Raw genomic sequence first — 12,649 nt, 5'->3', positions numbered from 1 at the left:
TTGTAGACCGTGGTGATGCCATCGCAGGCAAGCCAGCTCCCACAAAGGCTGTCGCCCCCATGAGGTCTGTGTCGGCTGATGATTTATTGCGTGATACCACCAAATCAGAGCGAGATTGGATGTGAGCAAGAGAGCCTATAACTTCTGTGCCGGTCCTGCGGCGCTTCCCGAAGCTGTCCTGAAGCGCGCCCAGGGTGAACTCCTTGATTGGCACGGCAAGGGCCTGTCGGTCATGGAAATGAGCCATCGCAGCGATGAGTTCGTGTCCATTGCCACCAAGGCCGAGCAGGATCTGCGTGATCTGCTGAATATCCCCTCGAACTATAAAGTGCTGTTTCTGCAAGGTGGCGCGAGCCAGCAATTTGCTCAGATTCCTCTGAACCTGTTGCCGGAAAGCGGCACCGCCGACTATATCGACACCGGTATCTGGTCGCAGAAAGCTATCGAAGAAGCCTCGCGCTACGGCCACGTCAATGTTGCCGCCACCGCCAAGCCTTACGACTATTTCGCTATCCCCGGTCAGAACGAGTGGAGCCTGTCCAAAGACGCGGCCTACGTTCACTACGCACCGAACGAAACCATTGGTGGCCTGGAATTCCAATGGATTCCTGAAACCGGTGATGTGCCGCTGGTTGCCGACATGTCCTCGGACATTCTCTCGCGTCCGGTGGATGTTTCGCGCTTTGGCATGATCTACGCCGGCGCCCAGAAAAACATCGGCCCGAGCGGCGTCGTCGTCAACATCGTTCGCGAAGACCTGCTCGGTCGCGCCCGTTCCATTTGCCCGACCATGCTCAACTACAAGGTCGCGGCCGATAATGGCTCGATGTACAACACCCCGCCAACCCTGGCCTGGTACTTGTCCGGTCTGGTGTTCGAGTGGCTGAAAGAGCAGGGTGGTGTCGAAGCCATCGGCAAGCTCAATGAAGTGAAGCAGCGCACGCTGTACGACTTCATCGATGCCAGCGGCTTGTACAGCAACCCGATCAACAAATCGGACCGCTCGTGGATGAACGTGCCGTTCCGTCTGGCCGACGATCGTCTCGACAAGCCGTTCCTGGCCGGTGCCGACGAACGTGGCCTGCTGAACCTCAAGGGCCACCGTTCCGTGGGTGGCATGCGTGCCTCCATCTATAACGCCGTCGATATCGTTGCGGTCAACGCACTGATTTCGTACATGGCAGAGTTCGAGAAGGAACACGGTTAATGTCTGAGCAAGAACTCAAGGCACTGCGCCTGCGCATTGACGCTCTGGACGAAAAAGTCCTGGAGTTGATCAGTGAGCGCGCACGCTGCGCCCAGGAAGTTGCGCGAGTAAAGATGGCCTCGCTGGCCGAAGGCGAAGTGCCGGTGTTCTATCGTCCTGAGCGGGAAGCTCAGGTGCTCAAGCGTGTGATGGAGCGTAACCAGGGGCCGTTGGGTAACGAAGAGATGGCGCGGCTGTTCCGCGAAATCATGTCCTCGTGCCTGGCCCTTGAGCAGCCGCTGAAAGTGGCTTACCTCGGCCCTGAAGGGACCTTCACCCAGGCTGCAGCCATGAAGCATTTCGGCCATGCGGTGATCAGCAAGCCGATGGCAGCGATCGATGAAGTGTTCCGTGAAGTCGCGGCCGGTGCGGTGAACTTTGGCGTGGTCCCGGTGGAAAACTCCACAGAGGGCGCGGTCAACCACACCCTCGACAGCTTCCTCGAACACGACATGGTGATCTGTGGCGAAGTCGAGCTGCGCATCCACCATCACCTGTTGGTGGGTGAAAACACCAAGACCGACAGCATCAGCCGCATCTATTCCCACGCCCAGTCCCTGGCCCAGTGCCGCAAGTGGCTGGACGCCCATTACCCGAATGTCGAGCGCGTGGCGGTTTCGAGCAACGCCGAAGCGGCCAAGCGGGTCAAGGGTGAGTGGAACTCGGCGGCGATCGCCGGCGACATGGCCGCCGGTCTGTACGGGTTGACTCGTCTGGCCGAAAAAATCGAGGATCGTCCGGATAACTCCACGCGATTCCTGATGATTGGCAGCCAGGAAGTGCCGCCGACCGGCGACGACAAGACCTCGATCATCGTTTCCATGAGCAACAAACCCGGCGCGCTCCACGAGCTGCTGGTGCCGTTCCATGACAACGGTATCGACCTGACGCGCATCGAGACCCGTCCGTCGCGCAGCGGTAAATGGACCTACGTATTCTTCATCGACTTCGTCGGCCACCATCGCGATCCGCTGATCAAAGGTGTGCTGGAAAAGATCAGTCAGGAAGCAGTGGCACTCAAAGTGCTGGGTTCCTACCCGAAAGCAGTTCTCTAAGGGCGGTAGCAAATGAGTGGCAACTTCCTCGCTCTGGCACAGCCGGGCGTGCAACAACTTTCGCCTTACGTTCCGGGCAAACCCGTGGACGAACTGGCCCGTGAGCTGAACCTCGATCCGGCCAATATCGTCAAACTGGCGAGCAACGAAAACCCGTTGGGCGCCAGTCCCAAGGCGCTGGCAGCGATTCGCGAAGCGCTGACCGAGCTCACCCGCTATCCGGACGGCAACGGTTTTGCGCTCAAGACCTTGCTGGCCGATCAGTGCCGCGTCGAGCTGAACCAGGTAACGCTGGGCAACGGCTCCAACGACATTCTGGAGTTGGTGGCGCGCGCCTATCTGGCGCCTGGCCTGAACGCGGTGTTCAGTGCGCATGCGTTTGCGGTCTATCCGATCGTCACCCAGGCCGTTGGCGCCCAGGCAAAAGTGATCCCGGCCAAAAACTGGGGTCATGATCTGTCGGCCATGCTGGCCGCGATCGATGCCGATACTCGCGTGGTGTTCATCGCCAACCCGAACAACCCGACCGGGACCTGGTTCGACGCCCAAGCACTGGATGATTTCCTGCAGGACGTACCGGCTCATGTGCTGGTGGTGCTGGACGAGGCCTACATCGAATACGCCGAAGGCAGCGACTTGCCGGATGGACTGGATTATCTGGCGGCCTATCCGAACCTGCTGGTCTCGCGCACTTTCTCCAAGGCCTATGGTCTGGCGTCGCTGCGGGTCGGTTACGGTTTGTCCTCGGCCATCATCGCCGATGTGCTGAATCGCGTACGCCAGCCATTCAACGTCAACAGCCTCGCACTGGCCGCCGCGTGTGCAGCGCTGCAAGACGTCGACTACCTGGCCGAAAGCCGTCGCTTGAACGAGTCCGGCATGCAGCAGCTGCAAGCGGGTTTCCGCGAGCTGGGGCTGAGTTGGATTCCCTCCAAGGGCAACTTCATCTGTGTCGATCTGGGGTGCGTTGCGGCGCCAGTGTTCGAGGGGTTGCTGCGCGAAGGCGTGATCGTGCGTCCGGTGGCCAACTACGGCATGCCGAACCACCTGCGTATCACCATCGGTTTGCCGGCTGAAAACAGCCGCTTCCTCGAGGCGCTGACCAAGGTTATGGCCCGTGGTTGATGTCACTGCACTGCAATCTGCGCAACCTATGATCGGTCGCCTGGTGGTGGTCGGCCTGGGCTTGATCGGCGGTTCGTTTGCCAAAGGCTTGCGTGAAAGCGGTCTGTGCCGCGAAGTGGTCGGGGTCGATCTCGACCCGCAGTCGCGCAAGCTGGCGGTCGAGTTGGGCGTGGTGGATCGCTGCGAAGAAGACTTGGCGGCGGCTTGCCAGGGCGCTGACGTGATTCAGTTGGCGGTGCCGATCCTGGCCATGGAGAAATTGCTCGCGCTGTTGGCGGGCATGGACCTGGGGCAAGCGATTCTGACCGACGTCGGCAGCGCCAAGGGCAATGTGGTGCGCGCGGCGACCGAGGCGTTTGGCGGCATGCCGGCGCGTTTCGTGCCGGGGCATCCGATTGCCGGTTCCGAGCAGAGCGGGGTGGAAGCCTCCAATGCCGAACTGTTCCGCCGCCATAAAGTGATTCTGACGCCGCTGGATCAGACCGACCCGGCCGCGTTGGCTGTGGTCGACCGGTTGTGGCGCGAACTGGGCGCCGACGTCGAGCACATGCAGGTCGAGCGTCACGACGAAGTGTTGGCGGCGACCAGCCATTTGCCACACTTGCTGGCGTTCGGTTTGGTCGATTCGTTGGCCAAACGCAATGAAAATCTTGAGATCTTCCGTTACGCTGCGGGCGGTTTCCGCGATTTCACAAGAATCGCCGGTAGCGACCCGGTCATGTGGCACGACATCTTCCTCGCCAACCGCGAAGCTGTCCTGCGCACACTCGATACATTTCGCAGCGACCTCGACGCCTTGCGCGACGCGGTCGATGCAGGGGATGGGCACCAATTGTTGGGCGTGTTCACTCGCGCCCGGGTTGCCCGCGAGCATTTCAGTAAAATCCTGGCCCGCCGGGCCTATGTGGACGCTATGAATTCCAACGATCTGATTTTCCTGGCACAACCTGGTGGCCGCCTGACTGGGCGGATTCGTGTACCGGGCGACAAATCGATTTCCCACCGTTCGATCATGCTCGGCTCCCTGGCTGAAGGCGTCACCGAAGTGGAAGGTTTCCTCGAGGGCGAAGACGCTCTGGCGACCCTGCAAGCTTTCCGCGACATGGGCGTCGTCATCGAAGGTCCGCACCACGGTCGCGTGACCATCCACGGCGTCGGCCTGCATGGCCTGAAGCCTGCGCCGGGTCCGATCTATCTGGGCAACTCCGGCACCTCGATGCGTCTGCTGTCTGGCCTGTTGGCTGCGCAGAACTTCGACAGCACCCTGACCGGCGACGCTTCGCTGTCCAAGCGTCCGATGAATCGCGTGGCCAATCCGCTGCGTGAAATGGGCGCCGTGATCGAGACCGCCGCTGAAGGTCGTCCACCGATGACCATTCGTGGCGGCAACAAGCTCAAGGGCCTGACTTACACCATGCCAATGGCCAGCGCCCAGGTTAAATCCTGCCTGTTGCTGGCAGGTCTGTATGCCGAAGGCAAGACCACTGTCACCGAGCCGGCACCGACTCGCGACCACACCGAGCGCATGCTGCGCGGCTTCGGCTACCCGGTGACCGTCAACGGCGCGACTGCCTCGGTCGAGTCCGGCCACAAATTGACCGCGACCCACATTGAAGTGCCGGGCGATATCTCGTCGTCGGCGTTCTTCCTGGTGGCGGCGTCGATTGCCGAAGGCTCGGAGCTGGTGCTTGAGCACGTCGGCATCAACCCTACCCGTACCGGTGTGATCGACATCCTGCGCCTGATGGGCGCTGACATCACCCTGGAAAACCAGCGTGAAGTCGGCGGCGAACCGGTAGCGGATCTGCGCGTGCGGGCAGCTAAACTCAAAGGTATCGAGATCCCTGAGGCGCTGGTTCCGCTGGCTATCGACGAGTTCCCGGTGCTGTTCGTGGCCGCTGCATGTGCCGAAGGGCGCACCGTGCTGCGCGGTGCCGAAGAGCTGCGCGTGAAGGAGTCGGACCGGATTCAGGTAATGGCGGATGGTCTGCTGGCGTTGGGCGTCAAGTGCGAGCCAACCCCGGACGGTCTCATTATCGACGGCGGCCAGATCGGCGGCGGCGAAGTGCACGGTCACGGCGATCACCGGATTGCCATGGCCTTCAGCGTGGCTTCGCTGCGCGCTAGCGCACCGATCCGCATCCACGATTGCGCCAACGTTGCGACCTCGTTCCCGAACTTCCTCGCGCTGTGCGCGCAGGTCGGTATCCGTGTTGCACAAGAGGCTCAGTCGTGATCAGCATCGCACCGGTCATCACCATTGATGGGCCAAGCGGCTCTGGCAAGGGCACAGTCGCCGGGATGCTGGCCAAGCGCCTTGGGTGGAACCTGCTGGATTCCGGTGCGCTTTATCGATTGCTGGCTTTCGCGGCGCATAACCATGGCGTCGATCTGACGAACGAAGAACTGCTTAAAAAACTCGCCGCTCATCTGGATGTGCAGTTCATCGCGGCGACCGACGGTCAGCTGCAGCGCATTATTCTGGAAGGCGACGAAGTCAGCGATATCATTCGCACCGAAAGTATCGGCTCGGGGGCCTCGCAGGTTGCTGCGTTGCCCGCCGTTCGTGAGGCGCTGCTACAGCGCCAGCGGGCCTTTCAGGAGCCACCGGGTCTGGTGGCCGATGGCCGCGACATGGGCACGGTGGTATTTCCCGACGCGCCGTTGAAGATTTTCCTGACCGCCAGTGCCGAGGAGCGTGCACGCCGTCGATACTTACAGTTGAAGGGCAAAGTCGATGGTGTTAGTCTGTCGAGTCTGCTAGATGAGATACGTGCGCGCGATGAGCGTGACACCCAGCGAGCGGTAGCCCCGCTCAAACCGGCGGCTGACGCCATACAGCTGGATTCCACGGAATTATCCATCGATCAGGTGCTGGAACGCATCATGAGCGAAATCGCCATTCGCGATATCGCCGGGTGACCAAGAAGGCCGCAGGGGACCAGTCATAGTCCTGCGGTGGCTTCTTTTAAATGAAACTGACCCACACCGTCTGGGGTGTGGAGATGGGCGTATTCTTCGCCCTTATCAACAGGAATTAAAATGAGCGAAAGCTTTGCGGAACTCTTTGAAGAAAGCCTAAAAACCCTGAACCTTCAGGCAGGCTCCATCATCACCGGTGTTATCGTTGATATCGATTACCAAGCTCGCTGGGTAACCGTTCACGCTGGCCTGAAGTCTGAAGCACTCATCCCGCTTGAGCAGTTCTACAACGATGCTGGCGAACTGACTATCAACGTCGGTGACGAAGTTCACGTTGCTCTGGACTCGGTTGAAGACGGCTTTGGTGAAACCAAGCTGTCCCGTGAAAAAGCCAAGCGCGCTGAATGCTGGATTGTTCTGGAAGCAGCCTTCGCAGCCGAAGAAGTGGTCAAGGGCGTTATCAACGGTAAGGTTAAAGGCGGCTTCACTGTCGACGTTAACGGCATCCGTGCGTTCCTGCCAGGTTCTCTGGTTGACGTTCGTCCAGTGCGCGACACCACGCACCTGGAAGGCAAAGAGCTGGAATTCAAGGTCATCAAGCTCGACCAGAAACGCAACAACGTTGTCGTTTCCCGTCGCAGCGTCCTCGAAGCCGAGAACTCCGCCGAGCGTGAAGCTCTGCTGGAATCCCTGCAGGAAGGCCAACAAGTCAAAGGTATCGTCAAGAACCTCACCGATTACGGCGCATTCGTCGATCTGGGTGGCGTCGATGGCCTGCTGCACATTACCGACATGGCTTGGAAACGTATCAAGCATCCTTCCGAAATCGTCAACGTTGGCGACGAGATCGATGTCAAGGTTCTGAAGTACGATCGCGAACGCAATCGTGTTTCCCTGGGCCTGAAGCAACTGGGCGAAGATCCATGGGTTGCTATCAAAGCCCGTTACCCAGAAAGCACTCGCGTTACCGCTCGTGTAACCAACCTGACCGACTACGGCTGCTTCGCTGAGCTGGAAGAAGGCGTTGAAGGCCTGGTACACGTTTCCGAAATGGACTGGACCAACAAGAACATCCACCCTTCGAAAGTCGTACAAGTCGGCGACGAAGTGGAAGTTATGGTTCTGGACATCGACGAAGAGCGTCGTCGTATCTCCCTCGGCATCAAGCAGTGCAAATCTAACCCATGGGAAGATTTCTCTGGCCAGTTCAACAAGGGCGATAAAATCTCCGGCACCATCAAGTCGATCACCGATTTCGGTATCTTCATTGGTCTGGACGGCGGCATCGACGGTCTGGTTCACCTGTCCGACATCTCCTGGAACGAAGTGGGCGAAGAAGCCGTTCGCCGCTTCAAGAAGGGCGACGAGCTGGACACCGTTATCCTGTCGGTTGACCCAGAGCGCGAGCGCATCTCCCTGGGTATCAAGCAACTGGAAAGCGATCCGTTCTCCGAGTACGTTCAAGAGAACGACAAAGGCGCCATCGTTAAAGGCATCGTGAAAGAAGTTGACGCTAAAGGCGCCATCATCACTCTGGCCGACGATATCGAAGCGACTCTGAAAGCCTCCGAAATCAGCCGTGACCGCGTTGAAGACGCGCGCAACGTTCTGAAAGAAGGCGAAGAAGTAGAAGCCAAGATCATCAGCGTTGACCGCAAGAGCCGCGTAATCCAGCTCTCGATCAAGTCGAAAGACGTTGAAGACGAGAAAGAAGCCATCCAAAGCTTGAAAGACAAGCCTTCGGATAGCATCGCTGCTGGTCCTACCACTCTGGGCGACCTGTTGCGTGCACAAATGGAAAAACAGAACTAAGTTCTGTCAGACCATAGAAAAAGGGCGACTTCGGTCGCCCTTTTTTGTGTCTGCGATTTGGTGAATCACAAAACAAGCGATGAGTAACCTGTGGCGAGGGAGCTTGCTTCCGCTGGGCCGCGAAGCGGCCCCAAAATGGGACTGCTTCGCAGTCCAGCGGGAGCAAGCTCCCTCGCCACAGGTTCAATATCACGCTTAACTGACTGGCATGCGGCAAGTCGGATCACCGCACCGCTGGCTCCTACGAAAAGCGGTCTGCTCAGCCGCCATATTTCTTTCGTGAAACCAATGATCTACATAAGCTGTCTGTAACTTCATACAGGTCAATCGTCTATTCAAGGCTAGGCTTAGTCTGAAGTGAACGACCGCTGGGCAATGCGCCCTGCATAAGGAAATAAATGAACAAGCTCATTGTCGTGATAGCAGTACTGACATTGGCGGGCTGTACCACTAATGCCAAGACTCATGCGGTACGCGGAGTCAGTGGTATAGAGATCGATTGTTCAGGTTTGGGCTCCGGATGGGAGAGGTGTCACAAGAGAGCTGCCAAGGAATGCAAGGGCGCAGGCTATAAAGTCGTCGTAAGGTCCGATGATGCGAAAGAGGAAGATGAATTCCCTTTTGGCTTCAATCCCGCGGGTTATCTGACGCGCACCATGCTGGTTATCTGTAGATGAATGCCGGGTTTGAGCAATGTTCCGATGTTCTGAAATCGGGCGCCTTATTGCAGGGGGAGATATGTCAAAACTCGGGCTGTTCAAATTTCTCCGGGCATGCTAAAACCTTTGAAGCGCTTTTCCTAGCTGCTTGAAAAAGAAGGGAAAAATATGACGAAGTCGGAGTTGATCGAACGAATTGTCACCCATCAAGGGCTGCTCTCATCCAAGGATGTGGAGCTGGCCATCAAGACCATGCTTGAGCAAATGTCCCAATGTCTGGCCACCGGTGATCGAATCGAGATCCGTGGGTTTGGCAGCTTCTCCCTGCACTATCGCGCACCGCGCGTAGGCCGTAATCCGAAAACCGGTCAGTCCGTCAGCCTCGACGGCAAGTTCGTTCCGCATTTCAAGCCAGGCAAAGAACTGCGCGATCGCGTGAACGAGGATGAGGAGGAAGGGCTTTGACAGCTGCTGCACTTCAAGGAACCGCTGATGCATAACCTCAAGCGCGTACTTCTCGCTGTATTTGTCCTATTGCTCGTTCTGGCGATCCTGGCGTTCGTTCTTGAGAACCAGCAAGGTGTTGCACTGCTATTCCTGGGCTGGTCGGGTCCACAGTTGCCAGTATCGCTGATCATGGTGATTGCGCTGTTGGTTGGCATGGTGATCGGGCCGATTCTTGGCTGGTTTCTGGGACGTACGTCCAGATCTTCACGCAAGCGCCTTGTCTGACTGCGACAAGCCCGTTGTATGTATCGAGTTTGTGTCGCAGCTTGTCCATATCCATTAGTAAAACCTTCATTAAGCTGTAAAATGCTGCGCTTGATCGATAGGGCATTCCCGAATCGGTTCAGACTGACGCTGTCAGAAGCCTCGGCGAACTTGATGGCTTTGGCATTCATGGATTAGGCAGTGCGCGGTTGGCGGCCCTGTCAGCAACTAAAGGGTATGGTTTCGCGTGAAAATTCTAGTTACCGGCGGCGCCGGTTTTATCGGCTCGGCAGTCATTCGTCATATCATCTCCAACACTAACGACTCTGTCGTTAACGTCGATAAACTGACTTATGCCGGTAATCTTGAATCGTTGGCCGAAGTCAGCCAGAACTCACGTTATGTGTTCGAACGCGTCGACATCTGTGATCGTGACCAAGTGGACCGTATCCTGCGTGAACACCAACCGGATGCCATCATGCACCTGGCCGCAGAGTCCCACGTTGATCGCTCGATCTCCGGTCCGTCTGAATTCATCCAGACCAACATCATCGGCACGTACACCTTGCTGGAAGCTGCACGCCATTATTGGGCGGCACTGGATGATGCGCGTAAAGCCAACTTCCGCTTCCACCATATTTCCACCGACGAAGTCTACGGAGACCTCGAAGGTCCGGAAGACCTCTTTACCGAAACCACGCCGTATCAGCCAAGCTCGCCGTACTCGGCCAGCAAGGCCAGTTCCGATCACCTGGTTCGCGCCTGGGCTCGTACTTACGGCCTGCCGACCCTGGTCACCAACTGCTCGAACAACTACGGTCCGTGCCATTTCCCTGAGAAGTTGATCCCGCTGATCATCCTCAACGCACTGGAAGGCAAGCCGCTGCCTGTTTACGGCAAAGGCAATCAGGTCCGTGACTGGCTCTACGTCGAAGACCACGCCCGCGCACTGTACAAAGTCGTGACCGAAGGCGTGATCGGCGAGACCTACAACATCGGCGGCCATAACGAGAAGCAAAACATCGAAGTGGTGCATACCCTGTGCGCATTGCTCGATGAACTGCGACCAGATTCCGCTCATCGCCCACATGCCAGCTTGATCACCTACGTTCAGGATCGCCCGGGCCACGACCAGCGCTACGCAATCGATGCCAGCAAAATTCAGCGCGAGCTGGGTTGGACCCCGGAAGAAACTTTTGAAACCGGCATCCGCAAAACCGTCGAGTGGTACCTCAACAACACTGAATGGGTTGCTCACGTGAAGAGCGGCAGCTATCAGCAATGGATTGACCAGAACTACACGGATCGTTCGGATAACGCATGAAAATTCTCCTGTTGGGAAAAAATGGCCAGGTAGGCTGGGAGCTGCAACGCTCCCTTGCGCCGCTGGGTGAATTGATCGCCCTGGACCGTCACCCGGTCGATGGTTTGAGCGGCGACCTGTCTGACCTCGATGCACTGCGCGCGACGATCCGTCAGGTCAAGCCCGACGTCATCGTTAACGCCGCGGCCTACACCGCCGTCGATAAGGCAGAGTCCGAGACCGAGCTGGCCGACCGTGTGAACGGTCAGGCGAGTCAGGTCATGGCTGAAGAAGCTGCGTCCCTGGGCGCTTGGCTGATTCACTACTCGACCGATTACGTGTTCAGCGGTGAAGGCCTGAAGCCATGGCAAGAGACAGATGCCGTCGCCCCGGTGAATCATTACGGCGCGAGCAAACTGGCCGGCGAGCAAGCGATTACTGCCTCAGGCTGCAAGCACCTGATCTTCCGCACCAGTTGGGTCTATGGCGCGCGCGGCAACAACTTTGCCAAGACCATGCTGCGTCTGGCCAAGGACCGCGAAACCTTGAGTGTCATCGCCGACCAGATCGGCGCCCCAACGGGTGCAGATCTGATCGCTGATGTGACGGCATTGGCCATTCAGCAAGTCATGCAAAGTCCTGAACTGGCAGGCCTGTATCACCTGGCGGCCGCCGGCGAAGTGTCCTGGCACGGCTATGCCAGCCATGTGATCGGTTTTGCCAAGGCCAACGGTGAAGAACTCGCGGTCACGTCGATCAATCCGATAGACACAACCGCCTACCCAACACCGGCGCGTCGTCCTCTGAACTCACGGTTGAACACTCAGAAGTTGCGCGACAACTTTTCTCTACACTTGCCGGATTGGCAAAGTGGTGTCACCCGAATGCTGACGGAAGTTCTGAACAAATGACCACGACAAATCGTAAAGGCATCATCCTCGCTGGCGGCTCGGGCACTCGTCTGCATCCGTTGACCCTCGGCGTGTCCAAGCAGATGCTGCCGATCTACGACAAGCCGATGATCTTCTATCCGCTGTCCGTGCTGATGCTCGCCGGCATGCGCGAAATCCTGGTTATCTCTACCCCTGAAGACTTGCCAAGTTTTCAAAAGTTACTGGGTGACGGCAGCCTGTACGGCATCAAGCTGACTTATGCCGAGCAACCTAGCCCGGACGGCCTGGCACAAGCCTTCATCATTGGCGAAGAATTCATCGGCAAGGATCCTTGCTGTCTGATCCTGGGCGACAACATCTTCTACGGTCAGCACTTCTCGGACAATCTGCGTTCCGCCACCACTCAAGAGCACGGCGCGACTGTATTTGGTTATCACGTATCCGACCCCGAGCGTTTTGGTGTAGTCGAATTCGACGCTGCCGGCCGCGCGTTGAGCATCGAAGAGAAGCCGCTGAAGCCGAAATCCAGCTACGCGGTGACTGGTCTGTACTTCTACGACAACCAGGTCGTAGAAATCGCCAAAAACATCAAGCCATCCGCACGTGGCGAGCTGGAAATCACTGACATTAACCGTGCGTACCTCGAGCAGAAGACCCTCAACGTCGAAATGCTCGGCCGTGGCTTCGCCTGGCTGGATACCGGTACCCATGATTCGCTACTGGAAGCCAGTCACTTCGTGCACACCATTGAACAGCGTCAAGGCTTGAAAGTGGCGTGCCTTGAAGAGATTGCGTATCACAATGGCTGGATTACTGCCGAGCAGTTGAGTACCCAGGCTGATGCCCTGAAGAAGACTGGTTATGGCCAGTACTTGCAGAAGCTGTTGGATTCCCCTTCCCGCTAAGGCGAGAGCTTTATCTTT

Annotated in this window: 12 protein-coding genes; all 12 read left to right on the top strand. The window is 57.8% G+C overall.

Going from position 1 to position 12,649, the window contains the following annotated elements; translation table 11 throughout:
• The first annotated feature begins 121 nt into the window (after window positions 1-121).
• The 12 genes from serC to rfbA all read left to right on the top strand — a co-directional run bounded on the left by serC (window position 122) and on the right by rfbA (window position 12,631).
• Window positions 122-1,207 (top strand): 3-phosphoserine/phosphohydroxythreonine transaminase, encoded by a 1,086-nt coding sequence (serC, locus tag AB3226_RS06725; protein WP_367372498.1) that lies wholly within the window; start codon window positions 122-124, stop codon window positions 1,205-1,207.
• Window positions 1,207-2,301, top strand: a complete 1,095-nt coding sequence (gene pheA / locus AB3226_RS06720) for a prephenate dehydratase (protein WP_030128742.1) — start codon at window positions 1,207-1,209, stop codon at window positions 2,299-2,301. Before serC ends, pheA begins: the two co-directional genes overlap by 1 nt.
• A 12-nt stretch (window positions 2,302-2,313) precedes the next feature.
• Entirely contained in the window at window positions 2,314-3,426 is a 1,113-nt protein-coding gene (hisC, locus tag AB3226_RS06715) for a histidinol-phosphate transaminase (RefSeq protein ID WP_367372497.1), read from the top strand.
• Between the two features lie 28 nt (window positions 3,427-3,454).
• Window positions 3,455-5,662 carry a bifunctional prephenate dehydrogenase/3-phosphoshikimate 1-carboxyvinyltransferase gene (locus AB3226_RS06710; protein ID WP_367375765.1) on the top strand — a complete coding sequence of 736 codons (2,208 nt, stop codon included), beginning with the start codon at window positions 3,455-3,457 and terminating at the stop codon, window positions 5,660-5,662.
• On the top strand, window positions 5,662-6,348 hold the full coding sequence (cmk, locus tag AB3226_RS06705) for a (d)CMP kinase (protein ID WP_367375764.1): 687 nt from the start codon (window positions 5,662-5,664) through the stop codon (window positions 6,346-6,348). Before AB3226_RS06710 ends, cmk begins: the two co-directional genes overlap by 1 nt.
• A 120-nt stretch (window positions 6,349-6,468) precedes the next feature.
• Entirely contained in the window at window positions 6,469-8,160 is a 1,692-nt protein-coding gene (gene rpsA / locus AB3226_RS06700) for a 30S ribosomal protein S1 (protein WP_008005961.1), read from the top strand.
• 398 nt (window positions 8,161-8,558) lie between these two features.
• Complete coding sequence (locus AB3226_RS06695; protein ID WP_123357744.1) at window positions 8,559-8,837, top strand: hypothetical protein; 279 nt, start codon at window positions 8,559-8,561, stop codon at window positions 8,835-8,837.
• A 150-nt stretch (window positions 8,838-8,987) separates the two neighbouring features.
• Complete coding sequence (ihfB, locus tag AB3226_RS06690) at window positions 8,988-9,284, top strand: integration host factor subunit beta (protein WP_003369729.1); 297 nt, start codon at window positions 8,988-8,990, stop codon at window positions 9,282-9,284.
• 27 nt (window positions 9,285-9,311) lie between these two features.
• Window positions 9,312-9,551 carry a LapA family protein gene (locus AB3226_RS06685; protein WP_367372496.1) on the top strand — a complete coding sequence of 80 codons (240 nt, stop codon included), beginning with the start codon at window positions 9,312-9,314 and terminating at the stop codon, window positions 9,549-9,551.
• Window positions 9,552-9,777: 226 nt separating this feature from the next.
• Window positions 9,778-10,854 carry a dTDP-glucose 4,6-dehydratase gene (gene rfbB / locus AB3226_RS06680; protein WP_367372495.1) on the top strand — a complete coding sequence of 359 codons (1,077 nt, stop codon included), beginning with the start codon at window positions 9,778-9,780 and terminating at the stop codon, window positions 10,852-10,854.
• Window positions 10,851-11,744: a dTDP-4-dehydrorhamnose reductase gene (gene rfbD / locus AB3226_RS06675; protein WP_367372494.1), complete on the top strand. Its 894-nt coding sequence runs from the start codon at window positions 10,851-10,853 to the stop codon at window positions 11,742-11,744. Before rfbB ends, rfbD begins: the two co-directional genes overlap by 4 nt.
• Window positions 11,741-12,631 carry a glucose-1-phosphate thymidylyltransferase RfbA gene (gene rfbA, locus AB3226_RS06670; protein ID WP_367372493.1) on the top strand — a complete coding sequence of 297 codons (891 nt, stop codon included), beginning with the start codon at window positions 11,741-11,743 and terminating at the stop codon, window positions 12,629-12,631. The genes rfbD and rfbA overlap by 4 nt, the downstream gene beginning before the upstream one ends.
• The last annotated feature ends 18 nt before the right edge of the window (window positions 12,632-12,649 follow it).

Origin of the sequence: Pseudomonas lini (assembly GCF_964063345.1) — a bacterium.
In the GTDB taxonomy this organism is placed as follows: domain Bacteria; phylum Pseudomonadota; class Gammaproteobacteria; order Pseudomonadales; family Pseudomonadaceae; genus Aquipseudomonas; species Aquipseudomonas lini_B.
The sequence above is the reverse complement of the archived record's forward strand: the minus strand, read 5'-3'. Positions and strand labels throughout refer to the sequence as shown.

Excerpts from the sequence above, each read along its gene's own strand:
- pheA (WP_030128742.1), top strand. The coding sequence starts at position 1,207 with ATGTCTGAGCAAGAACTCAAGGCACTGCGCCTGCGCATTGACGCTCTG.
- hisC (WP_367372497.1), top strand. The coding sequence starts at position 2,314 with ATGAGTGGCAACTTCCTCGCTCTGGCACAGCCGGGCGTGCAACAACTT.
- AB3226_RS06710 (WP_367375765.1), top strand. The coding sequence starts at position 3,455 with ATGATCGGTCGCCTGGTGGTGGTCGGCCTGGGCTTGATCGGCGGTTCG.
- rpsA (WP_008005961.1), top strand. The coding sequence starts at position 6,469 with ATGAGCGAAAGCTTTGCGGAACTCTTTGAAGAAAGCCTAAAAACCCTG.
- AB3226_RS06695 (WP_123357744.1), top strand. The coding sequence starts at position 8,559 with ATGAACAAGCTCATTGTCGTGATAGCAGTACTGACATTGGCGGGCTGT.
- ihfB (WP_003369729.1), top strand. The coding sequence starts at position 8,988 with ATGACGAAGTCGGAGTTGATCGAACGAATTGTCACCCATCAAGGGCTG.
- AB3226_RS06685 (WP_367372496.1), top strand. The coding sequence starts at position 9,312 with ATGCATAACCTCAAGCGCGTACTTCTCGCTGTATTTGTCCTATTGCTC.
- rfbD (WP_367372494.1), top strand. The coding sequence starts at position 10,851 with ATGAAAATTCTCCTGTTGGGAAAAAATGGCCAGGTAGGCTGGGAGCTG.
- rfbA (WP_367372493.1), top strand. The coding sequence starts at position 11,741 with ATGACCACGACAAATCGTAAAGGCATCATCCTCGCTGGCGGCTCGGGC.